The following is a 25,077-nucleotide window of genomic DNA, read 5'->3' as shown; positions in this document are numbered from 1 at the left end:
TCAGGCGCATCTGCTTGGCGCTCAGGGCGCCGGCGTTTGCCGCGGCCACAGCGCCCACAGGCGCAGCGGCTGGTTCATGCTGGCGGCCAGGCGGCCCGCATCGGCGCCGGTGCCGGCAAAGTAGTCCGCGCGCACCGCGCCGACGATGGCGCTGCCGGTGTCCTGCGCCACCACCAGCTTCTGCAGCTGCGCCGCCGGCCCGCTCGACGCGAGCCAGACCGGCGTGCCGTACGGAATGCTGTCGCGGTCGACCGCAATGGAGCGCCCGGCCGTCAGCGGCACGCCCTGCGCCCCGCGCGGGCCAAAGGCCGCATCGAGCTCGCTCATGGTCTCCTCGCGGAAGAACACGTAGCGCGGATTGCTCCACAGCAGCTGCGTCACGCGCTGCGGGTTTTGCGCGGCCCAGGCCTTGGTGTCGTCGGGCCACTTGCCGATCTTGGTCACCCCCTGGCCGATCAGCCATTGCTGCACGCTCTTGTACGGCTGCTCGTTGGTGGCCGAGTACGCCACGCGCACGGTGCGCTGCACGCCGTTGGCCTCGGTGATGCGAAGGCGCCCCGAGCCCTGGATGTGCAGCATCAGCGCGTCGATCGGGTCGGCCATCCAGGCGATCTCGCGGCCGCGCAGCGCGGCCTGGGCTTCGGGCAGGGTTTCGATCTCCTGGCGGGTGTACCAGGGCCGGCGCGGCACCAGGCCGTCGGGCGCCTGGTAGATCGGAATGTTGAAGGCGGCGGTGGGCACGCGCGAGGCCTCGTACACCGGCTCGTAGTAGCTCGTGAGCTTGCCTTCGCTCGAGCCCGCAAGCGACTCGACGCGGTAGGGCTGCAGCCGCTCGGTCATCCACTGGCGCTGCTCCTCGGGCGTGGCGATGGCCAGCTGGCGCACCTCGCGGCACAGCGGCGCAAAGGCGGCGTTGGGCCGCGCGCAGTTGGCCAGCAGCGCAATCCAGGCTTCGTGCAGCGGGTCGTCGCCGAAACCCGGCAGCTCCGACCAGCCGACCGGCACCCACCGGCTCTTGGGATGCGCGAGCGAACCGGTCAGCGGTCCGAGCTCGCGCGGCGGCGTGGCGGCCGGCCGGGCCGGGGTGTCGGGCGCACGCGGGGCGACCGAGCAGCCGGCCAGCGTTGCTACGATCGCGAGCCCAACCAGCCACTGGAGTCCATTTCTCATGGGTTTGATTTTGCTTGAAGCCCTCGGGGCCGGGCTCGTGTTCATCTTGATCGTCTGGTGGACCATGTTTTCCGGTCGAAAAAAAGGCGAGCTGCACGACGACGACGAGGCCGCCGATGGCAAGGGAGCCAACGAAAAGAAGAATCTCCCGCCCGAAGCGTGAATTCCTTGCGTAGCCCGGGACCGCAGCGGAATGTCGGAGAACAGCCCAATAGCTATTACTTTAGTAGCAATCATCGCAGCAAACACGGGCCTTTGCAGAAAGTTTTCCTCTTTCCTGCAAGTTGGGAAGGCCGTACCATCGCATGCTCGCCGAGGCTAAGCTGTGGCCCGCCTGATTCAACCTTGAAAGGGATTGCCATGAAAAAGTTTGTACTCGCCACCACCGCTGCCGCCCTCGTCCTGTCCGGCTGCGCCGGCGGCATGACCGACACCCAGCGCAACACCGGCATCGGCGCCGGCATCGGCGCGCTCGGCGGCGCCGCCATCGGCTCCGCCACCGGCGGCAACCGCGGCGCCATCGGCACGGGTGCCGTGGTCGGCGCCGCAGCCGGCGCGCTCGGCGGCTACCTGTGGTCGCAGCGCATGGAAAACCAGAAGCGCCAGATGGAAGCCGCCACCCAGGGCACCGGCGTGGCCGTGACCCAAACCCCGAACAACGAGCTCAAGCTGCAGATCCCGAGCGACGTCTCCTTCGACGTGGGCCGCTCCAACATCAAGTCCAACTTCGCTCCGGTGCTCGACCAGTTCGCGAGCGGCCTGCGCAACAACCCGAACGCCGAGGTGCGCATCATCGGCCACACCGACAACACCGGTTCGGACGCCATCAACAACCCGCTGTCGGTCGACCGCGCCGCCAGCACGCGCGACTACCTGGTGGCGCGCGGCGTGAGCGCCGCCGCCTTCCGCATCGAAGGCCGCGGCTCGCACGAACCGATCGCCAACAACAACAGCGATGCCGGCCGGGCGCAGAACCGCCGCGTCGAGATCTACGTGGGCGAGCGCGCGCCGCGGGGCTGACCGGATCGGCTGATGCAGTAAATAAAAACAAAGCCGGCCGTGCGGGAGCGGCCGGCGCCCATCGTCATCGTTTCATGTTCACAAAGAGGGAAAACTCATGAGGAAGCTTGTTGTTTCGGGTGCGGCTGCGGCCGCATTGTTCGTTGCGGGGTGCGCCTCGCAATCGCCCGCGCCAGGATCGGCCGCCGCGCCGGCCGCCCAGGCGGCTGCACCGGCCAACAGCTGGACTGCGCGCCTGGCGGCGCTCAAGACCGAGCTGGAAAGTTCCACCAAGGGCACGGGCGTGGTGATCGAGCAGACCGCGGACAACCAGCTGCATCTCGTGGTTCCCAATGAACTGTCGTTCGACGTGGGCCGCGCCAACGTCAAGCGCAACCTGGCGCAGGTGCTCGACAAGGTGGCCGAAGGCCTGCGCAGCGCGGCCGCGGCCAGCGTGCGCGTGGTGGGCCATACCGACAACACCGGCAGCGAGGAAGGCAACGAGCGCCTCTCGGTGAGCCGCGCCGACAGCGTGCGCAACCACCTGGTGAGCCGCGGCGTCTCGACCACGGCCATCACCACCGACGGCCGCGGCTCGCGCGAGCCGATCGCCGACAACGCCACGCCGGCCGGCCGGGCCCAGAACCGCCGCGTCGAGATCTTCGTCGCGGAGAAAAGCTGACCCCCAGTCTTCGCGCACTTCGTGTCGCTTCGCCAACCCCCTTCCAGGGGGCAACACCAGCGGCCCGGCAAAGCCGGTTCCGCGGTGTTCACACAAAAGACCGAAGCTCGTGACAGCTAGAGGTCTCGCAGGCGGTTGGCCAGCTCGACCGCCGATTTCACTTCCATCTTGTCGAACACGCGTGCGCGGTGGACCTCCACCGTGCGCACGCTGATGGCCAGCTGATCGGCGATCAGCTTGTTCGGCAGGCCCTCGACCACGAGCCGCATCACGTCGCGCTCGCGCTCGGTCAGTTCGGCGACGCGGCCGGCCAGGCTGCGCCGCACGCGCCGCACCTCCAGCGCCCGCAGCGAAGCGCCCAGCGCCTGCTCGATGCGGTCGACCAGGGCGTTGTCGGAGAACGGCTTCTCGCAGAAGTCGAAGGCGCCGCGCTTCACCGCATCCACGGCCGTGGGCACGTCGGCATGGCCGGTCAGGAAGATCACCGGCATGGCGTCCAGCAGGCCGCGCTCGGCGAGCCGGTCGAACAGCACCAGGCCGCTGGTGCCGGGCATGCGCACGTCCAGCAGCAGGCACAGCGGCTGGTCGGGCAGCGGGCCTTCGGCCAGGCGCAGCTCGAAGGCCTCGGCGCTCGCGAAGTGCTCGCTTTCGAGGCGGCGCGAGCGCAGCAGCCAGGCCAGCGCCTCGCGCACGCTGGCGTCGTCGTCCACGATGAAGATCAGGCCGTCGATCAGCGGTTGCATGTCATGTCGATTCCAGAAACGGGCACAAAAGCGCGGGGGTTGATCATGTACTCGGCAGGGTAAACCGGAACACGGTGCCGCGCGGCCGGTTGGGCTCGAACACCAGCACCCCGCCATGCTGCTCCACCACGGTGCGGCACAGGCTCAGGCCCAGGCCCATGCCGTCGGCGCGCGTGGTGAAGAAAGGCGTGAAGAGGCGGCCCGCCACCTCTTCGCTGATGCCGCAGCCCAGGTCGGCCACGGCAAACTCCAGCCAGCGGCGGGCATCCTCCGCGCCCGGGCCGCCGACCGCGACGACGCGCGACACGCGCAGCCGCAGCACGCGCTCGCCCCGGTGTTCCGGCGTGTCCATGGCCTGCATGGCATTGCGCGCGAGGTTCAGCAGCACCTGCTCGACCAGCGTGCGGTCGCACACGGCCGGAGGCAAGCGGTCTTCGAGCACCACCTCGATGCTCACGCCGAGCTTGCGCGCCTGCAGCCGCACCAGCGGCAGCACCGCATCGATCAGCGCCTGCGGCGCCACCGCCTCGCGCGTGCGGTCGCGGCGACGCACGAAGTCGTGCACGCTGCGGATCACCTGGCCGGCGCGGTCGGCCTGCTCTGCAATGCGCCGCACCGCCATGGCCACCTCAGCCTGCTCGCCCTTGGCGTGCGGCCCGAGCATGTTGAGCGAGCCGGTCGCATAGCTGGCAATGGCGGCCAGCGGCTGCGTGAGTTCGTGGCTCAGCAGCGAGGCCATCTCGCCCACCGTGGCAAGCCGCGCGCTGGCCTGCAGCCGCTCCTGGCTGGCGCGCGAGAGCTCCTCGATGCGGCGCTGCTCGCTGATGTCGATGAAGGCGCTCATCCAGCCGGTCTGCACGCGGTGCGCGTTGATCAGCGGGGCCTCGAAGATGAGCACCGGAAAGCGCGTGCCGTCCTTGCGCATGAAGACCGACTCGAAGCCCTCGCGCGGCGGCATGCCGCCGGCCAGCCGGCGGGCCTGCCGCTGCTGGTATTCGTGCGCCAGCTCGGTGGGCCAATAGGGCGCCTCGATGTCTTCGCCGCTGCCGGCCATCAGCTCTTCGGGGCTGAAGCCGACCATTTCGCAGAACGCGGGGTTCACGTAGGTGATGCGCCCCTGCAGGTCGCGCGCGCGCAGGCCGGTGATGACCGAGTCTTCCATCGCCTTGCGGAAGGCCAGCGCATCGGCCAGGTCGCGTTCGGCGCGCAGCCGGCGGCGCGTGTCGCGCGCCAGCAGCACCAGCACCGACACCAGCGCGATCGAAATCGCCGTGACCAGCGCCGTCAGCACGTTCGGAAAAAGATCGGGCGCAGCGCGCCAGCCGTCCACGCGCAGCATCAGCGCGGCGCCGGGCAGGTCGATCAGCTGCTGCGAGGTGAAGACGCGCGTCCCGGTGCGGCGCGAGGTGCCGAGCGCCACCAGGCGCGTGCCGTCGGCCTCGGTGAAGGCCACTTCCTGGCCGCGCGTGAGCGTGGGGCCGACCAGCTCGATCAGCGTGTCGCGCAGCGAGTAGCTCGCCACCAGGAAGCCGCCCGCATCGATCGGCACGCACAGTTCCATCACCTCGACGCCGCCTCCGCCGAGGATCGGCACGTAGTGGCTCGGCGAATAGGCCGGCGCACCCAGCTTGCGCGCGGCCGCGCAGGCGAGCCCCACGTCGGACTGGTCGGCGCCGCGGCTCTCGTCGGCGATCAGCCGCATGCGGTAGGGCGTGTTCACCGCTTCGAGTGGCCGCAGCGCGGCGTCGCGCCATTCGAGCCGGAGCCATTCGCGGTGCTCGCGCAGCAGCGAGGCCGCGGCTTCGGGCCAATGCGTGCGGTCCAGGCCCGGGGCCTGGGTGGCGCGCAGGCTCTGGGCGTTGCGCTGCAGGCCGATGCGAAGGTCCGAAACCGCATCGGCGGTGTCGCGGTCGAGCGTGGCCTGCACCTGCTCGACCTCGTGCCGGCCCGCGAGCCACACCACGGTGACCAGCAGCGCCGACACCAGCACGGCCAGGATCAGCCACAGGAACCAGCGCTGCCACAGCGAGCGCAGCCGCGCAAACGCCGACAGTGCCCACCGCGGCGGTGCGACAGTCAGGGCGGCCTCCTGCATCTAGAGCACGCAGTGCGAGAGCACGGGCAGCTGCGCGCGCACGCGCTCGATCTGCCCGGCGTCCAGGTCGAACAGCACCACGCCTTCTTCGCTCGCCTGCTGCGCCACCACCGTGCCCCAGGGATCGACCACCATCGACTGGCCCCAGGTGTGGCGGCCGTTCTCGTGCGTGCCGCCCTGCGCGGGCGCCACCACCCAGGCCAGGTTCTCGATGGCCCGCGCGCGCAGCAGCACCTCCCAGTGCGCGGCGCCCGTGGTGCGGGTGAAGGCACTGGGCACCAGCAGCAGCTCGGCGCCGCGCTTGGCGAGCGCGCGGTACAGCTCGGGAAAGCGCAGGTCGTAGCACACGCTCATGCCCACGCGCCAGCGGTGGCCGTCGCGCGAGGGCAACTCGAACATCACGGGCTCGGCGCCCGGCGCGATGACGCGGCGCTCGTCGTAGCGCTCGCTGCCGTTGTCGAAGAAAAAGAGATGGATCTTGTCGTAGCGCGCCACGCACTGGCCGTCGGGCGAATAGCACAGCGAGCTGTTGAACACGTGCTCGGCGTCGCCGCTTTCGATGGGCAGCGTGCCGCCCACGATCCAGAGCCCGAACTCGCGCGCCGCATCGGCCAGAAAGCCCTGCACGGTGCCCGCGCCGGCGGTCTCGCGCAGGCCGAGCTTGTCGGTATCGCGCGCGCCCATCATGCAGAAATACTCGGGCAGCACCGCCAGCTCGGCGCCGGTCGCGGCGGCTTGCGCGAGCAGGCCGTGGGCGCGCGCGAGGTTGGCTTCGCGGGCGATGGCCGACACCATCTGGATGGCTGCGACTTTCATGGCGTGGTCTCCGTTTTCACTTGCCCTGGCCGCCGGGCGGCACCGCGGCAGCGCCGGGCACGTTCGGCAGGATGGATCGTGGCACCTTGGCTATTTTGGGGTCGGCCCAGGTGCCTTGGATATGGAACTCCTGCGTGGCCGCGGCCGCGAGCGGCTTGCTCAGCACCCACTGCGCGAGGAAGGTGCCCAGGCCGATCGCGGGATTGATCGCGGTGGCCACCAGCGCGGCGGTGCCGGCGTTGATCTCGGGCACCACCACCACGCGCAGGTCCTGCGTTTCGCGCACGATGTCGGCCGAGCCGTCCATCAGCGCGCCCGCGTTGACGCCCTTCATCTGCAGGTTGTTGGTGCTGGCGATGCCGTTGTGGATTTTTGCGTCGCCGCGGATGAAGTCGAAGGCGAAGCCCTGGCTGAAGACATCGCGAAAATCCAGCGTGAGCCGGCGCGGCAGCGCCTGCAGGCTCAGCACGCCGAGCAGCTTGGCCAGCCCCGGGTCGGCCTTGAGGAACTGGCCCGATTCGACGTTGACCTGGAGCTGCCCGCCCAGGCTCGGATAGTCGAGCGAGAACGGCGAGCCGCGCCAGTTGACGTCGCCTTCGAGCCGCCCGCTGCCGCGCCGCAGCACACCGGACATGCCGAAGCGCGTGAGCAGGTCGCCGGCATCGGCGATGTCCAGCTTGAAGGTCATGGCCGTGCGGCGCTGCTCTGCGCGCCCGGGGGTGCCGCCCGGCGCGGCGGCCCAGGTGCCCTTGGCCGAGAAACTGGCCTCGGGCATGGTGAAGCTCAACTTGTTGAGCAGCCATTCGCGGCCCGCGCCGCCGCGGTTGACGGCGTCGATCTCGGCGCGGCCCAGGCGCTTGCCCAGCAGCTCGAAGTCGTCGATGACGATGTCGAGCGCGGGCAGCGTGCCCGGCTGCTCGTCGAGCAGGGTTTCGACCTGCCTGGCTTCGGTGGGCGCGATCTTGAGCCGCGCGAGCCGCGCATAGAGCCGCCCGGCCTGGGTGTGGCGGTATTCGGCGTAGCCGCTGAGTTCGGTGGCGTCGATGTTGGCGCGCCAGAGAGCGCCGTCGCGCGTGCCGCCGAGCACCACGTTGTGCAGCGTGCGCCCCGCGATGACGAGCTCCTGCGCCCGCACCGCGATGCGCGTGGGCAGGTAGCCCGTGGCCGCGTCTTCGGGCCGCTCGGCACCGCCCGCCGCTTCGGGCGCGCTGCTTGCGGTGTCGCCGACCAGCGCCTGCCATGCGGGCATGTCGAGCTTCGCGACGTTGACGTTGGCCAGCACGCCCTTGTCGGGCACCGGGGCGGCCTCGCCCGGCGCAAGGCCGATGCCGATGCTGCCGCGCAGCACGCGCGCCTCGGCGCCGGAGATGTCGCGCACATACTGGGCGGCGCCGATGCGGCCGAGCTCCATCGAGAGCTGGTCCTGCACGGCGACGGCGGCGCCCGCGCGGGTCTCGCGCTGCAGCACCTTCTTCTCGATGCGCAGCGGCATCTGTTCGTCCGCCGCCTTCACGAGCGGTGCGGGCAGCTGCAGCGCCAGGCCCTGCAGCGTGCTGGTGAGCAAGAACTCCGGCGCGCCGTCGCGCATCGAGAAGGTGGCCGCATAGGGCGTGCTGCCGCTCGCCTTGGCCGCGATGCGCGCGAGCCACTCGGCCTCGCGCGCCGCGCGCAGGCCCTCGGCCGTGGCGGTGCCCTGCGCCTTCAACGCCACCTCGCGGCCGGGCCCGGCAAAGCGGCCGCGGCCTTCGACGCGGACCTCGCCGCCCAGCAGCCTGGCGCTGACGCCGGCCAGCGAAAACCCCGTTTCGGTGAAGCCGACGACGCCCTTCGCATGGGCGAAGGACGGCGCCTCGGGCACCAGCTGCAGCTCGTTGTCGGTGAGCGCGATGCTGGCCTGGACCTTGGCCGCCTCGAGTGCGGCCAGCGGCAGTTCGAGGTGCAGGCGGTAGTCGGCCGTGCCGGTGGCGCGCACGCGGGACAGCACCTCGCCGGTTTCCCCGGCCAGCGGCGCGCCCACGCGCAGCAGTTCGGCGAGCGGGCCCTTGGCCTGGGCATCGACGCGCAGCAGCGCGGCATGGTGCGACATGTCGGCAATCTGCGCCTCGGCCTTGCTCACCTCGATGCCGGTGGCACCGGCCAGCCGGCCGCGCGCATTGCGCACCAGCATGCCCGCGCGCTCGAACACCAGCTCGCCCGAAAGCCCGGTGAGCGCGGGCCACACGGGCGCCGGCGCGCCGGCGCGGGCCGCGGAGGCCGGCGCCTTGGATGCCGTCGACGCGGCAATCGCCGAGGCCGGCGGCACATAGGCGTAGTTGACGTCGGCCACCTTGGCCGCGATGCGGAACTCGCCCTGCTTCGGGTCCATGAACGGCATGTCGTGCAGGTCGCCGCGCACGCGGAAGTCGACGCTGCTGGCGGTGCCCTTGGTGACCGCATCGCGCACGTAGTCGCGCGTGTGCTGGGGGATCTCGAGCGGCAGGTAGCGGAACACGCGCGTGCCGTCGGCGCGGGTCAGCTTGCCCTGCAGGTCGAGCACGCCGGGGTAGAGCGACTGCCCGCGGGACACGGCGGGATCGCTGGTGCGCCAGCTGGCTTCGGCTTCGCCGTCGGCGTCGGCATTGGCGAAGCGCAGCTTGGAAACCTGCAGCTGCGCATGGCCCTTGTCGAGCTTCCACTGCAATTGGGCCACGAGCCGGTCGATGGGAATGACCGGTTCCTCGAACACGCCCGGGAATTCGAGCGTGCCCTGCGCCATCGACAGTGCGGCGCTGCCGCCGGCCTGGCTGGCGTCGAACTCGACGGTGGCACCGCTCAGGCCCGGCGAGCCGGCATGCGGCCGCGGGGTGGCCGGCGCGGTGCTGCTGGGTCGGGCTGCAGTGGCTGGCGGGACGGGGGTGGTTTCAGGCGGGGCTGCCGCCTGCGAGGCGACGCGCAGGCCGCTGACCCGCCCCTTGGCCTGGTAGCGCTCGGGAGCGCCCAGCGAGCCTTGCCAGTTCAGGTCGATGCGCTCGACCAGCCCGCGCGGCGCATAGGCGTCGAGCACGCGGTGCGTGGCATCGCCGAGCGGCAGCCGGTCGGCAATGAGGGCCAGCGCGGCCAGGTCGAGCCGGTCGGCGCGCAAGGCGCCCTGCTCCGGCGTGCGGCCGCGCGCGGGCGAGTGCTGCAGCCACAGGTTGCCGCCGGGCCAGCGCATGCCGTCGGCGGTGTCGAACTGCAGGGCGGCGGTCGAGAACTCGAGCTTTTCCTCGTCCAGCTGGCCGGCCAGCCGCCCGGTCACCGCGCGCAGCACCAGCGGCTGCAGGCCCCGGCCCAGCGAGGCGTCGATGCGGTCGAGCCCGAGGTCGGCCGCGCCGCCCACGATTTGGCCCCGCTTCACGTCGGCCCACAGGCGCAGCGCGCCGCTGCCTTCGCGGATGCGGGCGTCGAGGGAGACATAGCGGCCCAGGCGCGTGACGTCCATGTAGGGCAGGTCGGCATAGACCTGGCCGTCCCAGGTCTGCCAGCGGCCCGAGCGCACCGACAGCAGCGGCTGGCGGAACTGTCCGCGCAGCGTGAAGCGCTCGCCCCAGCCGACCGGTGGCGTGGCGTCGAGTCTGAGGCCGTGGCGCCGGGCCGTGTTGCGCGCCACGAAGCGCACGTCGGTCAATAGCAGGGGCTCGGCCTGGCGCTGCTCGTCGGTCCAGCGCACGGTGCCGCCCTCGACCACCAGCTCGCGCTGGGCGAAAAACCAGTCGGCGGCGCGGGTCTCTCCGGTGGTGTCGGTGTCCATGTGCAGGCCCGCGACGTGCAGCTTGCCGAGCACGTCGCGGCGCACGTCGAGCTGCGGCCCCTCGATGTAGAGCTGCTCGAAATTGAGGCGCCACAGCGAGCGCGGCGACACGCTGGCCACCACCCGCACGAGGCGCAGGGCTTCCCGCTTCTGGGCGTCGTGCAGCACCACGTCGCGCAATTCGAAGGCGGGAAAGAGACTATCGGAACGCGCCGTGATCGACCCGATGCGCACGGGTACCCCGATGGCCTTGCTGGCTTGTGCCTCGAGCGCGCCACGGTAATCGCCGATTCGCGGCACAATCCACGCGTGTAGGACAACCACTGACAGTGCCAGCAGAAGCCATGCAGCGATCAGTAAACCCAGCAGCCAGCGCGCCGTCGCAGCGGTGATCTTGAGCAGACGTGAAGGGGAAGACGCCGTGTCGTTCATTGAGGATCGCGCTGTGTCCGGAATTATGACCGCCAGCATTCAGAGGGGTTCCACGGAAACCAACACCAGTGTGAACCAGTTGCCAGCCACGCCATCGACAGAAGCGACCGAGGTCGCGTTCTCTTCCTATTCGCGCTTCGTCCAGCGCCTGCGCCGCAGGTATGCGGCCGAGCTTGCATTGCTTTCCCCTGGCGCGCCGCGGCGCGAGTCGATGTCGAAGGCCTACGAGGCACTGCGCGAACGCGGGGACGGCGTCGGCGATGCGCTGCGCATTGTGCGGCAGCTCGTGATGGAACGCCTGGTCACCCTCGATTGCGACGCCAACGCGCCGCTGGCCGTGGTGACCACCGCCGTGACCGAGCTCGCGGAATTCGCGCTCGACGTCGCCTGCCGCGACGCCTGCCAGGAACTCGACGCGGTGCATGGCGCGCCGCTCGGCCCCGAAGGCCAGCGCGCGCAGCTCTGGGTGGTGGGCATGGGCAAGCTCGGCGCGCGCGAGCTCAATGTGTCGAGCGACATCGACCTGATCTACCTGTACGACCTGGACGGCGAGACCCGCGGCGATGCCGACGGCCGCGGCCGTCTCTCCAACCAGGAGTATTTCTCGCGCGCCGTGAAGCGCATCTATGCGCTGGTGGGCGACGTCACCGAGCACGGCTTCGTGTTCCGCGTCGATCTTGCGCTGCGGCCGAACGGCAACTCCGGGCCCAGCGTGGTGTCGCTCGATGCGCTCGAGGAATATTTCCAGGTGCAGGGCCGCGAGTGGGAGCGCTTTGCCTGGATGAAGAGCCGGGTGGTCGCGCCGCGCGACATCGTTGCGGACGGCCTTGCGCAGGGCCTGCGCGCCACCGTGCTGCCCTTCGTGTTCCGCCGCTACCTGGACTACAGCGTGTTCGATTCGCTGCGCACGCTGCACCGGCAGATCCGCGAGCAGTCGGCCCGGCGCAGCGCGGGGCGGCCCGAGCGCGCCAACGACGTCAAGCTCTCGCGCGGCGGCATCCGCGAGATCGAATTCACCGTGCAGCTGCTGCAGGTGGTGCGCGGCGGCCAGTTCCCTGAGCTGCGCACCCGCCCCACGCTCGACGCCCTGCAGCGGCTCGCGCGCGCCGGCCTGATGCCGCAGGAAACCGCCGACACCCTGGCTGCGGCCTACGAATTCCTGCGCCGCGTGGAGCACCGCATCCAGTACCTGGACGACCAGCAGACCCACGTGCTGCCGGTGGCTGACGACGACCTGCGCTGGATCGCGCAGACCATGGGCTACGCCGGCTGCTGCCCCTTCCTCGAGCAGCTCGACACGCACCGCGAGTTCGTGGCGCAGGAGTTCGACAAGCTGCTCGGCGGCGAGAAACCCTGCAACGGCAAGTGCAACGGCAAGAAGGCCGCCGCCCCCGCCGACCTGGCCGACCTGCTCGGCGACCTGCCGCCGGCCTTTGCCGACCGCATCCGCAACTGGTGCGAGCAGCCCCGCGTGCTGGCGCTGCGCGAGGAAACGCGCGCACGGCTGCGCCAGCTGGTGCAGCGCACCGGGCAATGGCTGAAGGAGCCCGACGGCGACGGCCCCGGCCAGACGCCGCGCCATGTCGATGCCGCCCTGCGCTGGGCCGACTGGATCGAGCCGCTCTTGCGGCGCGAAAGCTACCTGGCGCTGCTGGTCGAGCGGCCCGCGGTGCAGGAACGGCTGCTGCGGCTTTTGGGCGCGGCGAAGTGGCCGGCGCGCTACCTGATGCAGCATCCGGGCGTGATCGACGAGCTCGCAAGCGACGAAATGCTCTCGGGCCGTTTCATGGCGGCCGAGTTCGAGCGCGAGCTCGAGGCGCGCCACACCTCCCTCAGCCGCACCGGCGAAGCCGACGAGGAGCGCCTGCTGAACCTGCTTCGCCACGCCCATCACGCCGAGGTGTTCCGCACCCTGGCGCGCGACGTGGACGGGCGGCTCACGGTGGAGCAGGTGGCCGACGACCTGAGCGCGCTGGCCGACATCACGCTGCGCGTGACCGCCCATTGGTGCTGGCCGCACGTGCGCAACAGGCACCGCGAGCTGCCGCAGTTCGCCATCATCGGCTACGGCAAGCTCGGAGGAAAGGAGCTGGGCTACGGCAGCGACCTCGACATCGTGTTCGTCTACGAGGACGACGACGAGCGCGCAGGCGAGGTCTATGCGGCCTACGTGCGCAAGCTGATCAACTGGCTCACGGTGAAGACGCGCGAAGGCGACCTGTTCGAGATCGACACCGCCTTGAGGCCGAACGGCAATTCGGGCCTGCTGACCACGAGTTTCGAAGCCTACGAGCGCTACCAGCTCGGACGCGGCAGCAACACCGCATGGACCTGGGAGCACCAGGCCATGACCCGCGCAAGATTCGTGCTCGGCAGCGCCGAACTCGGCACGCGCTTCGACCAGGTGCGCGAAGCCGTGCTGGTGGCGCCGCGCGACCGCGAGGCGCTCAAGGCCGAGATCATCGCCATGCGCAACAAGCTGCGCGGCGCACGGCCGGTGAAGGCCGATCGCTTCGACGTCAAGCACAGCCCCGGCGGCATGGTCGATGCCGAGTTCGCGGTGCAGTTCCTGGTGCTGTCGGCCTCGGGCGAGCATCCGGAGCTGATTCCCAACGTCGGCAACATCGCGCTGCTCGTGCGCGCGGAAGAAGCCGGCCTGCTGCCCGAGGGCGTTGGCCGGAAGGCCGCCGCGGCCTACCGCGAACTGCGCCGCGTGCAGCACCGCGCGCGCCTCAACGAAGAACCGACCCAGGTCACCCCGCCCGCACTGGCCGCCGAGCGCGACGCCATGCTGGCGCTATGGAAGGCGGTATTTGGCTGAGCGCGCACTCTCCTTTTCCACCCCCGCGCTGGCGGCCTGCGCGGTGGCCGTCGCCGTCCTCCTTGCGGGCTGCGCGAGCGGCACGCGCAGCGGCGGCGGCGCACTGAGCGGCCGCGACGGCCCGGGCAGCAACATCCCGTCCGACCTGGACCACGTGCCCGACGCCGAGCCCCGCGTCGAAGCCATCCGCGGCAGCGGCGGCACCAGCAAGCCCTACACGGTGCTGGGCCGGGCCTACCAGCCGATCACCGACGACCGGCCGTTCCGCGAATCGGGCATTGCCTCGTGGTACGGCCGCAAGTTCCACAGCGCCTCGACCGCGAGCGGCGAGCCCTACGACATGTACGCCATGACGGCCGCGCACAAGACGCTGCCGCTGCCCAGCTACGTGCGGGTGCGCAACCCGGCCAACGGGCGCGAGGTGATCGTGCGGGTGAACGACCGCGGGCCCTTCGTCGACGGCCGCATCATCGACCTGAGCTACACGGCGGCGCTCAAGCTCGACCTGCTGCGCGGCGTCGCGCCGGTGGAAATCGAGCGCATCACGAACGAGGACATCCGCACGGGCGCATGGCGGCGCGATGCGGGGACGGCCTATGCCTCGGCCTCGCAGGCGCCTGCACCGGCGCAGCCCCAGCGCGTGGCGGCTGCACCGGTGGCCGTGCCCTCGGCCTGGGTGGCGCCGGTGGCGATGAACGCTGCAGCGCCGGCCTCGGCGACGCCGGTCGCGCCGCAAACGCCCATGGCATCCACGGCGCCCGACGACCGGATCGCGCAGGCCGCGCCGGCGCCCGAGCCGGAGGCCGCATCGCCGCGCCAGCCGATCACGGTCACCGAGCTGCCGCCGCTGGCGCCGCTCGCCGCGCCACCGCCGGCGCCGCGGGCCGCCGCATCGCAGGATTCCGCGCCCTCCTCCTCGCCTTCAGCCGCGGCCGCGGGCTTCTGGGTGCAGCTCGGCGCCTTCCGCGAGCGCGATGGCGCCGAGAGCCTGCGCAGCCAGGCCGCGCGCGGACTGCCCACGCTGGCGCCGCAGCTGCGCGTATTCAGCGAAGCCGGCACGCATCGCCTGCAGGCCGGGCCCTTCGCCTCGCGCAGCGAAGCCGGCGAGGCCGTCACGCAGCTGCGCGAGAGCCTGCGCATCGCGCCGATGGTGGTCGAGCGCCGCTGATTCAAGGCCTCAGGGCATCGCCTTGGCTGCCACCGGCAGGCGCATGCCCACACCCATGCGGTTCCACGCGTTGATCTGCGCAATCGCGATCGAGAGTTCGACGATCTCGAGTTCGCTGAAATGCGCCTGGAGCGCTTCGAACTCGGCGTCGCGGGCTTCGTGGTGGCCCGGCAGGCGCGTCAGCGTTTCGGCCCAGTCCAGCGCCGCGCGTTCGCGCTCGCTGAAGAAGCTCACTTCGCGCCAGGTGGCCAGGCTGTTGATGCGCTGCCAGTCCTCGCCCTGCTGGCGCAGGTCGCGCACGTGCATGTCGAGGCAGTAGGCGCAGCCGTTGATCTGCGAGACGCGGGCAAAGACGAGGTCGATCAGCACCTTGCCGAGGCTGGACGATTCGATGGCGCCGTTGACGGCGATCATGGCCTGGAAGGCCTTGGGGGCGATCTTGAACCAGGCGAGGCGAGGGGTGGTGGTGCTCATGGCGCGTACTCCAGGTGGTTGAGATGAAAAATCTGCTTGCTACCTGTTGAAGACGGGCCAGCCATCGGCCCTGTGACACGCCGCCGGAAAACTATTTCAGCGAATAGAGCTGCGCGATGCGCGCGAGCTTGTCGGGATTGCGCTGCACGCGCACGCGCACGATGCGCTCGTCCTCGATCTCGAAGGTCTGGGCCGATTCGAGCTCACCATCCAGAAAGCGCAACAGCCCCGGCTCGCCGTTGAGCTCCACCAGTTCCATGCGCACCGCGGCGCCCATGCGGCGCCAGAGCGCGAAGTACAGCTGCGCGAGCCGCTGGCTGCCGCGCAGGACCTTGCTGAAGCTCTGCACCTTGCCGCCGCCGTCGCCGATGAGCTCCACGTCTTCCGCCATCAGCGCCTTCAGCTCCTGCAGGCTGCCGCGTGCGGCCGCATCGGCAAAGGCGCGCAGCAGGCGCTGGTGGATTTCGCGCGGCACCTGGAAGCGCGGGCGCGCCTCCTGCACCTGCGCCTTGGCGCGGTGCACCAGCTGCCGGCAGGCGGCTTCGCTCTTGCCGAGCGTGCGGGCCACCTCGTCGTAGTCGGCGTCAAACACTTCGCGCAGCAGGAAGGCGGCGCGCGCCTCGGGCGCCAGGCGCTCGAGCACGGCCAGGAAGGCGACGGAGATGTTGTCGGCGCGTTCGAGCAGCTGCTCCGGGGTGTCCGGCCCGCCGGTCAGCGTGGGCTCGGGCATCCAGGCGCCGATGTAGTGCTCGCGCTGCACCTTGGCCGCGCGCAGCCGGTCGATCGAAAGACGGGTGACGACGGTGACCAGCCAGGCTTCGGCGCTACCGAGGGCGGCCTTGTCGGCCTCGTGCCAGCGCAGCCAGGCGTCCTGCACCACCTCTTCGGCTTCCGCGACGGAGCCGAGCATGCGGTAGGCAATGCCCTGCAGGCGGCCGCGGTGGCTGTTGAAGGCGAGGGTGGGATCGTCCATGCTCACAAGACGGGCGACCCACCGGGTTTGTGACAGGCGCTTATGCGCCCTGGTACTCGGGCCTGGGGCCGAGCGTGGCGGCCAGTTCCTTGCGGTAGCGGTTGAGCTCCTGCACCGTCTTGAAGCTGCGGTTCATCAGGAGGCTCAGGTTGTGCAGGATGCGCTCGCCGACCTTGCTTTCCCAGACCGCGTCGAACTTGATCTGCTTGTCCAGCCAGTGCTCGAGCCAGTCGGGATCGGGCATGCGGCTCTGGATGGTGTCGTTGGGGAACAGCGCCTTGTTGACGTGCAGGTTGGTCGGGTGCAGCGCCTGGGCGGTGCGCCGCGCGCTGGCCATCAGCACGCCGACCTTGGTGAACGCGGCGCGCGCCTCGTCGCCGAACTTTTCCATCGCGCGCTTCATGTAGCGCAGGTAGGCGCCGCCGTGGCGGGCCTCGTCCTGGCTCAGCGTGGTGTAGATGTGCTTGATGACCGGCTCGGTGTGCCACTGGGCGGCACGGCGGTACCAGTGGTTGAGGCGGATTTCGCCGCAGAAATGCAGCATCAGGGTTTCGAGCGGCGGGGCCGGGTCGAAGTCGAAGCGCACTTCGTGCAGCTCCTGCTCGGTGGGCGCATGCTGGGGGCTGAAGCGCTTGAGGTACTCCATGAGCACCAGCGAGTGCTTCTGCTCCTCGAAGAACCAGATCGACATGAAAGCCGAAAAATCGCTATCGTGGCGGTTGTCGCGCAGGAACATCTCGGTGGCCGGCAGTGCCGCCCACTCGGTGATGGCGTTCATCTTGATGGTCTGCGCCTGCTCTTCGGACAGCAGCGAAGCATCGAACGACTGCCAGGGAATGTCCTTGTCCATGTCCCAGCGGACAGATTCGAGTTGTCTGAAGAGTTCCGGATAAAGCATCAAAGTCTTTCTAAGGCCGTCGATTTTAGTCGGCTCGTTTGGCGCACCCATGACAGACGCGCGATGATGTGTGCATAAGCGCGGTCTTATGGCGCGAAATGCACACTTTTTTGTCTTCAGGAGCCCCTTTATGCGAATCCCTGCCGCCCTGGCCGCATGCCTTCTTGCCGCTGGCACAGCGGTCGCACAGGCCCCCTCTCCCAGCTCGCCTCCCAGCCCCACAGCCGCCCCATCCGCCCCGGCCGACGGCACCGCCGCTGCGGCCTGCCCGTCCACCCTGCAGCACACCTTCCCGCGGCTGCAGGATGAAAAACCACAATCGCTGTGCCAGTACGCGGGCAAGGTGGTGCTGGTGGTGAACACCGCGAGCTTCTGCGGCTTTACCCCGCAATACAAGGGCCTGGAGGCGCTGGACAGCAAATACCGCGCGCGCGGGCTGGTGGTGCTGGGCTTTCCGTCCAACGATTTCGCACAGGAATCGGGCTCGAACAAGGAAATTGCCGATTTCTGCGAAAGCACCTTCGGCGTGAAATTTCCGATGTTCGCGAAGTCGTCGGTGCGCGGCGCCAATGCCAACCCGCTGTTCAAGCAGCTGGCGCTGGCCTCGGGCACCACGCCGAAGTGGAATTTCTACAAATACCTGATCGGGCGCGACGGCAAGGTGGTGCAGGCCTGGTCCAGCATGACGGCGCCCGACGAGAGCGCCTTCGTCAAGGTCATCGAGAGCCAACTCGCGGCGGGCGGCTGAGGGCCTTGCCACCATGAACTAACGGTCACAAACGTTTACCACTGGAGGGGGAACCGGGCTGGCACACTGTGCTCATAACGAACGAGGGCAGCACATGCCTTCCAGTTTTCATGTTGCGAGGTCTTCCAGGCGTCCAGTCTGGTCGAAATCCCGAGGCGATTCTTCTCCTCCTCCCTCCCTCCCTCCTTCGCGTCGGGGCGCCTCGCAGCATTTTTGTATTTCCCGCAACGGGCGGGGCGCGGCAGATGCCGGCGCCCTGAAACGAAAAAGGCGCCAGAGGCGCCTTTTTTCATGGTTGGGTGTCGATGAAGCTGGGCCGCAGCATCAGCTTGTCGTACAGCTTGGCCAGATTGGTGTGCTGGCTGCGCCAGTCGATCTCGGGAAAGCGCAGCCCCAGCCAGCCCAGCGCACAGCCCACGGCGATGTCCGAGAGGCTCAGGTGGATGCCGCTGCAAAAGGGCTTGTCGGCCAGCCCCTTGGCCATGGCGGCGATGCCGCCTTCGACCTTGGCGCGCTGGCGCTCGATCCAGGCGGCGCTGCGCTCGCCGTCGCTGCGGCCGGACCAGGTGGCTTCCAGGCGCCAGAGCACGCCGGCGTCCATGACGCCGTCGGCCAGCGCTTCCCAGGTCTTGACCTCGGCGCGCTCGCGGCCTTGCTGGGGGATCAGCTTGCCCACGGGGGACAGGGTGTCGAGGTATTCGACGATCACGCGCGAATCGAACATCGCGTCGCCGCCTTCCATGATGAGGCAAGGCACCTTCCCGAGGGGGTTGGAGTGCGCGATGGTGGTGTCGGCCGCCCAGACGTCCTCGATCACGAACTGGTAGTCGAGACGCTTTTCAGCCAGCACCACGCGCACCTTGCGCACATAAGGGCTGGCGGCCGATCCGATCAGTTTCATGAAAGCTCTCTCCCCTTGCATTGATGACGTTTGTTCATGGTCATTTTAGGGGAAGGGCCAAAGAGCGGGCCCCCGATCCGTGGCAAACGTGCATCGGCGCCAAGCCACCTAAAATTCGGGGAATGAGCTTCTCCACCGTTTCCGCCCTCTCCCCACTTGATGGCCGCTATGCGGCCAAACTCGCGGCCTTGCGCCCGCTGATGAGCGAACAGGGCTACATGCACCGGCGCGTGCAGGTCGAAGTGGCGTGGTTCATCGCGCTGTCGGACTGCGGCTTTGCCGAATTCAAGCCGCTCACGGGCGGCGCCCGCAAGTACCTGCTGGGGCTGGTTTCGCACTTCTCCGAGGCCGACGCGCTGGCCATCAAGGACATCGAGAAGACCACCAACCACGACGTCAAGGCGGTCGAATACTGGATCAAGTCCAAGTTCGAAGCCCGGCCCGAGCTGCTGGCCGCCGCCGAATTCGTGCACTTTGCCTGCACCAGCGAAGACATCAACAACACCAGCCATGCGCTGCAGATCCAGGCCGCGCGCGAAAAGGTCATGCTGCCGGCCATCGACGGGCTGATTGCCAAGCTGCGCGAAATGGCGCACCAGTTCGCCGGCGTCTCGATGCTGTCGCGCACGCACGGCCAGACCGCGAGCCCCACCACCGTGGGCAAGGAAATCGCCAACGTGGCGGTGCGGCTCTCGAAGGCGCGCGCGCAGATCGCCTCGGTGCAGCTGCTCGGCAAGATGAACGGCGCCGTGGGCAACTACAACGCCCACCTGGCGGCCTGGCCCGATTTCGACTGGGAGGCATTCAGCCGCAAGGTCATCGAAACGCCGGCGCCGCTCGGCCTGGGCCTGAGCTTCCAGCCCTACAGCATCCAGATCGAGCCGCACGACTACATGGCCGAGCTGTTCGACGCGGTGGCGCGCGCCAACACCATCCTGATCGACTTCTCGCGCGACATCTGGGGCTACGTGAGCCTGGGCTACTTCAAGCAGCGGCTCAAGAAGGGCGAGATCGGCTCCTCGACCATGCCGCACAAGGTCAACCCGATCGATTTCGAGAATGCCGAAGGCAACCTGGGCCTGGCCAACGCGGTGCTGCGCCACCTGAGCGAGAAGCTGCCGATCAGCCGCTGGCAGCGCGACCTGACCGACAGCACGGTGCTGCGCAACATCGGCGTGGCCTTCGGCTATGCCACGCTGGCCTACGCGAGCCTGGCCACGGGCCTGGGCAAGCTGGAGCTCAACCAGGAAGCGCTGGCCGAAGACCTCGACGCCTCGTGGGAAGTGTTGGCCGAGCCGATCCAGACCGTGATGCGCCGCTTTGGCGTGCAGGGCGCCTACGAGCAGCTCAAGGAAGTGACGCGCGGCAAAACCGTGACGGCCGAGGCGCTGCACGGCCTGATCCGCTCGCTCGACATTCCCGAAGCGGAAAAGGAACGCCTGCTGGCCATGACGCCCGCGAGCTACGTGGGCAAGGCGGCGGAGCTCGCCAGTAGAATCTAGCCTCCCCGCACGCCGATGCAGCAGCCGCCCGAGGGCGGCTGTTTTCTTCGTGCCACGCCCCCTTTTCAGCCAACGCGCCCTCGGCGGCGCGCCAGCCAACAACCAGGCGGGGCTTTTTCGACGCCCCTGTTGTCCATGCTGCGCGCATCCCTGAGACGCCTCTGGCTCAAGATTCACCGCTGGATCGGCCTTTCGCTCGGTCCGGTCCTGGCCCTCACGGCCCTGCTTGGCGCCGTGCTGGTGGTGGCCTTGCCGATCGACCGCGAAGCGCATCCCGCGCTCTTCGTCGCGCGCAGCGCGGCCGATGCGGGAACGGGGACGCCCGCGCTGCCGCTCGAACCGCTGCGCCAGCGCCTCGCGGCCGAGTTCGGCCCCGACACCACCTTCACGCTGCGCCCGCCGCGCAGCCCCGGCGAAACGCTCTGGGTGTACGTACGCGGGCCCTGGGACGGCACGCTCTACCTCGACCCCGCGACCGGCGCGGAGCAAGGCCGGCGCGGCTCGCACGAAGGCGCCTACAACCTGCTCTTCGAGCTGCACAGCAGCCTGCTGCTGGAAGACACGGGCAAGGGCATCCTGGCGTTCGTGGCGCTGGCCTATCTTTTCCTGCTGGTCACCGGCCTCGTGCTCTGGTGGCCCGCGCGCTGGCCGCCGTCGCTGCGCATCTCGCTGAACCGCGGCCTGCTGCGCGGGCTGTTCGACCTGCACCGCACCGGCGGCGCGGTGCTCGGGCTGCTGATCGCGGTGTCTGTCTTCACGGGCGCCTACATGGCCTGGCGGCCGCTCGGCGGCTTCATTTCCGCCGCCATGGGCCAGGAGGTGGTCAAGCCGCCCGCGGTTCCCAAGGGCGCCGCAACAACAGGTCCGCGGCTCCCGCTCGACAAACTGGTCGCCCGCGCACAGAACGTGTTCCCAGGCCAGCCGATCGGCTACGTGCAGGTGCCGGCCAGGCCGAACCGCCCGGTGCGCGTGCGCTTCCGGCTGGCCGACGATCCGCATCCGAACGGCATCAGCTCCGTGTGGCTGCATCCGCTCACGGGCGAGGTGCTGGCGGTGCGCCGCTGGCAGGACCTGGACGCCGGCAACGGCGCGGTGGTGGTGATCTACCCGCTGCACACCGGCGTGCTGGGCGGGCCGGTGCACCAGGCGGTCACCCTGCTGCTCGGGCTGGCGCTCGGCGGGCTGGGCTTGAGCGGCCTCTGGCTCTGGTGGCGGCGCCGCGCAGTGGCCGCCGCGGCCCGCGACATCGCCCTTGCCAACAACCGCACGACCTCCTGAGAGGGACGTCGCGGCTTTCGATTTATTGATATCCGAGGAGAAGCCTTGTTCAAGCAAAAGAAGTGCGCCGCACTGGTCATGGCGCTGTTCCCCATCAGCTTCCAGAGCCTGGCGGCCGAAGCCGAGCCGGCCGGTTCCGCGTCCGGCGCGAAATCGCTGGAGGCGGTGACCGTCACCGGCGACTGGCTCGGCACGCCCAGCGAGACCAAGGTGCTCGAGCACCCGGGCGCGCGCAGCATCATCGAGCGCACGCAGATCCAGGAAAGCGGCGCCACCAGCGTGCGCGAGGCGCTGCGCCAGGTTCCCGGCGTGCAGGTGCAGGAGAGCAACGGCACGGGCGGCAGCGACATCTCGCTCAACGTGGGCGTGCGCGGCCTCACCTCGCGACTCTCGCCGCGCTCGACCATCCTGCTGGACGGCGTGCCGCTGGCCTATGCACCCTACGGCCAGCCGCAGCTGTCGCTGGCACCGCTGTCGCTCGGCAGCCTGGAAGCGGTCGACGTGGTGCGCGGCGCGGGCTCGGTGCGCTACGGCCCGCAGAACGTGGGCGGCATCATCAACTTCGTGACGCGCTCGATTCCCAAGCAGTTCGCGGGCGAAGTGAGCGTGGGCGTGGAAAGCGCGGGCCACGGCGGCGGCACCAAGACCACGCCCAGCCTGTTCGTGGGCGGCACCAACGAGAACGGCCTGGGCCTGGCGCTGCTCTATTCGGGCACGCACGGCGACGGCTTTCGCCGGAGCAACGACCACACCAGCATCGACGACCTGATGCTCAAGGGCGCCTACCGCCTGTCGAAGACCGACGACATCGCGGTGACGCTGCATCACTTCGAGGGCAAGGGCCGCATGCCGGGCGGGCTGACCACCGCGCAGTTCGCGGCCGACCCGTTCCAGTCGGACCGTCCGTTCGACGAATTCACGGGACGCCGTACCGACGGCTCGGTCAAGTACACGCACGACGACGGCGTGAACAAGTTCGAGATGCTGAGCTACTACACGGACTCCTACCGCAGCAGCTACCTCGAGCAGGAAGGCACCGGTGCCAACACGGGCCGGCGGCGCCTGACCTCCGCGCCGCGCAACTACAAGACCTACGCCCTCGAGCCCCGCTACTCGCGCCTGATCGACTCGGGCAGCGTGGTGCAGGAGATCAGCGTCGGCGCGCGCTACCTCAAGGAAGAGGCCTCCGAGGTGGCGACGCGCAGCGGCTACTACCAGCCGCGCCCGGGCTTCGACGCCTACGCGCTCGCCCAGCCGGCCTACCAGTCGAGCAAGGGCGGCACCACCGCCCATGCGGTCTACATCGACGACCGCATCGACTTCGGCAACTGGACGGTCACGCCCGGCGTGCGCTACGAATCGATCCGCTCGCACAACGACGTCTTCACGCTCGCGAACGGCCGGGTCACCGGCGCGAACTACCCGAAGATCGACTCCAACGAAGTGCTGCCGACGCTGTCGGTGCTCTACCGCATGAACGAGCGCTGGTCGGTGTTCGCGAACGCCGGCGTGTCGTTCGGGCCGCAGCAGTACGCGCAGCTCGCGCAGTCCACCAGCGGCCTGCACCCCGAGAAGGCCAAGACCTACGAGATCGGCACGCACTACAAGGGCGAGGCCTGGAGCGGCGAGCTCACGCTGTTCAACATCAACTTCGACAAGGAACTGCTGCTGGCCCGCTCCATCACCGGCGACGTCGGCCAGTGGACCGACCTGGGCGCCACGCGGCACCGCGGCCTGGAGTCGGCGCTGCGCTACCAGCTCGGCAGCCTGAGCGATTCGCTCAAGGGCCTGTCGGTGTCGGCCACCTACACCTACACGCAGGCGATTGCCAAGGCCGGGGCCTTTGCCGGCCGCGACCTGCCCTTCTACTCGCGCCAGGTGGCCACGCTCGGCGCGCGCTACGAGCGCGGGCCCTGGACCTTCAATGCCGACGTGTACGCGCAGTCGAAGCAGCGCTCGCCGGGCTCGCCAGACGACGGCGCGCAGTACATCACGCTGGAAGATTCGACCGGCCGGCTCGGCAACATTCCGGGCTACGCCACCATGAACCTGCGCGCGGCGTACGATTTCGGCCCCTCGATGAGCCACCTGAAGCTCGCCGTCGGCATCAAGAACCTGTTCGACCGCCGCTACTACAACCGCTCGGTCGACAACAACGGCGGCAAGTACGTGGGCCAGCCGCGCACGGTGTACCTGCAGGCCTCGGTGGCGTTCTGACGCGGCCCGTGGGGGCGCATACACTCGCGCACCCATGGCCCTCAAATCCACCATCTTCAAGGCCGCCCTCGCGGTGGCCGACATCGACCACGGCTACTACGCCGACCATGCGCTGACCCTGGCGCGCCACCCGAGCGAGACCGACGAGCGGATGATGATCCGGCTCGTCGCGCTCGCGCTCAACGCGCACAAGCTGCAGGACGTGTGCAACGGCGACGGCACGCTGGCCTTCGGCGCGGGCCTGTCGAACGTGGACGAGCCCGATGTCTGGCTGCGCGACTTCACGGGCGAGACCAAGCTGTGGATCGAGGTCGGCCAGCCCGAGGACAAACCCGTCATCAAGGCCTGCGGCAAGGCGGACGAGGTGATCGTCTACTGCTTCAACCACGCCGCCGAGATCTGGTGGCGCGGCATCGAGAACAAGCTCACGCGGCCGCAGAACCTGCAGGTCTACCGGGTGCCGACGGAAGCCTCGCAGGCGCTGGCCGCGCTCGCGCAGCGCAGCATGCAGCTGCAGGCGACGATCCAGGAAAACACGCTGACGCTGGGCGACGGTACGAACAGCATCGACGTCGAACTGCTGCGCTGGAAGTAGCCTCAGGCCACCGGCATCATCGCGCCGCAGTGCCAGCACTGCTCGAAGCCGCCTTCGATGCGCTCGCCGCAGGCGCACTGCCAGTTGCGCTGCGGCCGGTGCTGGGCCGCATGCAGCACCTGCTGTGCGCGCTCGAACTGGGTTTCGTCGTCGATCCAGATCTCGGGCAGGCACTGGTCGGGCGGCAGCTGGCCCATGACGGCGCCCAGGTATTCGCGCTGCACCGTCGCCTCCACGCCCTCCTCCCGCAGCGCATGCACCCACAGCGCGGCGATCGCGAGGTTCGGAGCCTGGGCAAGGCGGCGCATGGGGTGGCCTCTTTCAGGGCGTGTCGTCGGGGCCGAGGGGCTCGGCGGGATCATCGGGCCACTGCGGCGGCTCGGCCTCGCGCGCACGCTCGGCGTACTTGTTGAAGCGCCAGGCCGAGTCTTCCATGGTGATGCGGCGCCAGGTCACGCGCTTTTCGGCCGGCGTCATGGCGGGCCAGTGCTGCACCTCGTCGAAACTGCGCCCGCAGCCCTTGCACTGGTCGTCGCCCTGGCTGGTGGAGCAGATGGCAATGCAGGGGGTGTCGGGCGTGCTGTGGTACCAGTCGAGCCAGGCGGCCCAGGCTTTTTCAGGGAAGCCGACCTCGTCGACCTCGTCCTCGTGGTGGAACACCATGAGCGCGTAGACCTCGGCCAGCGCGCGCAATTCGGGCGCCAGCGTGATGCCGTCGGGCGAGGGGCTCTTCTCCCGCCAATGGTTGATGGCGGCCTCGATGTCGGTGATGTGAATGGCGGCCATGAAGAGAGAA

21 protein-coding genes are annotated in these 25,077 nt (G+C 69.4%); 10 read left to right on the top strand and 11 right to left on the bottom strand.

Annotated features, from left to right (window positions below):
• Positions 1 to 21: 21 nt before the first annotated feature.
• Entirely contained in the window at positions 22 to 1,170 is a 1,149-nt protein-coding gene (gene mltA, locus AC1DSC_RS04775) for a murein transglycosylase A (RefSeq protein WP_015867891.1), read from the bottom strand.
• On the opposite strand from mltA, the gene AC1DSC_RS04770 reads away from it, so the two are divergent.
• The 3 genes from AC1DSC_RS04770 to AC1DSC_RS04760 all read left to right on the top strand — a co-directional run bounded on the left by AC1DSC_RS04770 (position 1,169) and on the right by AC1DSC_RS04760 (position 2,851).
• Positions 1,169 to 1,333 (top strand): hypothetical protein, encoded by a 165-nt coding sequence (locus AC1DSC_RS04770; RefSeq protein ID WP_167313238.1) that lies wholly within the window; start codon positions 1,169 to 1,171, stop codon positions 1,331 to 1,333. The genes mltA and AC1DSC_RS04770 overlap by 2 nt on opposite strands.
• A 197-nt stretch (positions 1,334 to 1,530) precedes the next feature.
• Positions 1,531 to 2,190: a YiaD family glycine zipper/OmpA-like lipoprotein gene (locus AC1DSC_RS04765; RefSeq protein ID WP_015867893.1), complete on the top strand. Its 660-nt coding sequence runs from the start codon at positions 1,531 to 1,533 to the stop codon at positions 2,188 to 2,190.
• 97 nt (positions 2,191 to 2,287) lie between these two features.
• The gene (locus AC1DSC_RS04760) at positions 2,288 to 2,851 is read left to right on the top strand and encodes an OmpA family protein (RefSeq protein WP_278879237.1); all 564 of its coding nucleotides are present in this window, start codon (positions 2,288 to 2,290) and stop codon (positions 2,849 to 2,851) included.
• A 116-nt stretch (positions 2,852 to 2,967) separates the two neighbouring features.
• Here the strand turns inward: AC1DSC_RS04760 and AC1DSC_RS04755 are convergent, their stop codons facing one another.
• Genes AC1DSC_RS04755 through AC1DSC_RS04740 form a run of 4 tightly spaced genes read right to left on the bottom strand, consistent with a single transcriptional unit; the run spans position 2,968 to position 10,706 of the window.
• Complete coding sequence (locus tag AC1DSC_RS04755; RefSeq protein ID WP_015867895.1) at positions 2,968 to 3,594, bottom strand: response regulator transcription factor; 627 nt, start codon at positions 3,592 to 3,594, stop codon at positions 2,968 to 2,970.
• Positions 3,595 to 3,637: 43 nt separating this feature from the next.
• Positions 3,638 to 5,689 (bottom strand): two-component system sensor histidine kinase NtrB, encoded by a 2,052-nt coding sequence (locus tag AC1DSC_RS04750; RefSeq protein ID WP_436288212.1) that lies wholly within the window; start codon positions 5,687 to 5,689, stop codon positions 3,638 to 3,640.
• Complete coding sequence (locus tag AC1DSC_RS04745) at positions 5,690 to 6,505, bottom strand: carbon-nitrogen hydrolase family protein (RefSeq protein ID WP_436288213.1); 816 nt, start codon at positions 6,503 to 6,505, stop codon at positions 5,690 to 5,692.
• A 16-nt stretch (positions 6,506 to 6,521) separates the two neighbouring features.
• Positions 6,522 to 10,706 (bottom strand): YhdP family protein, encoded by a 4,185-nt coding sequence (locus AC1DSC_RS04740; protein WP_436288214.1) that lies wholly within the window; start codon positions 10,704 to 10,706, stop codon positions 6,522 to 6,524.
• Positions 10,707 to 10,731: 25 nt separating this feature from the next.
• Between AC1DSC_RS04740 and glnE the strand changes: the two genes are divergently transcribed.
• Positions 10,732 to 13,527: a bifunctional [glutamate--ammonia ligase]-adenylyl-L-tyrosine phosphorylase/[glutamate--ammonia-ligase] adenylyltransferase gene (gene glnE, locus AC1DSC_RS04735; RefSeq protein WP_436288215.1), complete on the top strand. Its 2,796-nt coding sequence runs from the start codon at positions 10,732 to 10,734 to the stop codon at positions 13,525 to 13,527.
• The gene (locus tag AC1DSC_RS04730; protein WP_436288216.1) at positions 13,520 to 14,695 is read left to right on the top strand and encodes a septal ring lytic transglycosylase RlpA family protein; all 1,176 of its coding nucleotides are present in this window, start codon (positions 13,520 to 13,522) and stop codon (positions 14,693 to 14,695) included. The genes glnE and AC1DSC_RS04730 overlap by 8 nt, the downstream gene beginning before the upstream one ends.
• 9 nt (positions 14,696 to 14,704) lie before the next feature.
• Here AC1DSC_RS04730 and AC1DSC_RS04725 read toward each other — a convergent pair whose 3' ends face one another.
• The 3 genes from AC1DSC_RS04725 to AC1DSC_RS04715 all read right to left on the bottom strand — a co-directional run bounded on the left by AC1DSC_RS04725 (position 14,705) and on the right by AC1DSC_RS04715 (position 17,040).
• Positions 14,705 to 15,169, bottom strand: a complete 465-nt coding sequence (locus AC1DSC_RS04725; RefSeq protein WP_307593317.1) for a carboxymuconolactone decarboxylase family protein — start codon at positions 15,167 to 15,169, stop codon at positions 14,705 to 14,707.
• A 91-nt stretch (positions 15,170 to 15,260) separates the two neighbouring features.
• A complete protein-coding gene (locus tag AC1DSC_RS04720) occupies positions 15,261 to 16,142 on the bottom strand; it encodes an RNA polymerase sigma-70 factor (protein WP_436288217.1) in 882 nt (293 codons plus the stop codon).
• Positions 16,143 to 16,182: 40 nt separating this feature from the next.
• Positions 16,183 to 17,040, bottom strand: coding sequence for a ferritin family protein (locus AC1DSC_RS04715; RefSeq protein WP_015867903.1), 858 nt, complete (start codon positions 17,038 to 17,040; stop codon positions 16,183 to 16,185).
• Positions 17,041 to 17,170: 130 nt separating this feature from the next.
• Here AC1DSC_RS04715 and AC1DSC_RS04710 point away from each other — a divergent pair, with 130 nt between their 5' ends.
• The gene (locus AC1DSC_RS04710; RefSeq protein WP_436288218.1) at positions 17,171 to 17,788 is read left to right on the top strand and encodes a glutathione peroxidase; all 618 of its coding nucleotides are present in this window, start codon (positions 17,171 to 17,173) and stop codon (positions 17,786 to 17,788) included.
• Between the two features lie 289 nt (positions 17,789 to 18,077).
• On the opposite strand, the gene AC1DSC_RS04705 is transcribed toward AC1DSC_RS04710, so the two are convergent.
• Positions 18,078 to 18,689, bottom strand: coding sequence for a glutathione S-transferase N-terminal domain-containing protein (locus AC1DSC_RS04705; protein WP_015867905.1), 612 nt, complete (start codon positions 18,687 to 18,689; stop codon positions 18,078 to 18,080).
• 122 nt (positions 18,690 to 18,811) lie between these two features.
• Here AC1DSC_RS04705 and purB point away from each other — a divergent pair, with 122 nt between their 5' ends.
• From purB to AC1DSC_RS04685, 4 genes are all read left to right on the top strand, one after another.
• Complete coding sequence (purB, locus tag AC1DSC_RS04700; RefSeq protein ID WP_307593315.1) at positions 18,812 to 20,191, top strand: adenylosuccinate lyase; 1,380 nt, start codon at positions 18,812 to 18,814, stop codon at positions 20,189 to 20,191.
• A 135-nt stretch (positions 20,192 to 20,326) separates the two neighbouring features.
• The gene (locus AC1DSC_RS04695; RefSeq protein ID WP_436288219.1) at positions 20,327 to 21,469 is read left to right on the top strand and encodes a PepSY-associated TM helix domain-containing protein; all 1,143 of its coding nucleotides are present in this window, start codon (positions 20,327 to 20,329) and stop codon (positions 21,467 to 21,469) included.
• A gap of 78 nt (positions 21,470 to 21,547) precedes the next feature.
• Positions 21,548 to 23,686: a TonB-dependent receptor family protein gene (locus AC1DSC_RS04690; protein ID WP_436288313.1), complete on the top strand. Its 2,139-nt coding sequence runs from the start codon at positions 21,548 to 21,550 to the stop codon at positions 23,684 to 23,686.
• Between the two features lie 34 nt (positions 23,687 to 23,720).
• Positions 23,721 to 24,281 (top strand): YaeQ family protein, encoded by a 561-nt coding sequence (locus AC1DSC_RS04685; RefSeq protein ID WP_412512059.1) that lies wholly within the window; start codon positions 23,721 to 23,723, stop codon positions 24,279 to 24,281.
• A 2-nt stretch (positions 24,282 to 24,283) separates the two neighbouring features.
• Here the strand turns inward: AC1DSC_RS04685 and AC1DSC_RS04680 are convergent, their stop codons facing one another.
• Both AC1DSC_RS04680 and AC1DSC_RS04675 read right to left on the bottom strand, forming a co-directional pair.
• Entirely contained in the window at positions 24,284 to 24,589 is a 306-nt protein-coding gene (locus AC1DSC_RS04680) for a putative signal transducing protein (RefSeq protein WP_015867910.1), read from the bottom strand.
• A 13-nt stretch (positions 24,590 to 24,602) separates the two neighbouring features.
• On the bottom strand, positions 24,603 to 25,067 hold the full coding sequence (locus AC1DSC_RS04675) for a DUF3717 domain-containing protein (RefSeq protein ID WP_015867911.1): 465 nt from the start codon (positions 25,065 to 25,067) through the stop codon (positions 24,603 to 24,605).
• Between the last annotated feature and the right edge of the window lie 10 nt (positions 25,068 to 25,077).

The sequence above is a fragment of the Variovorax sp. 01N425 genome (assembly GCF_056399465.1).
This window is presented reverse-complemented; position numbering and strand designations above follow the sequence as displayed.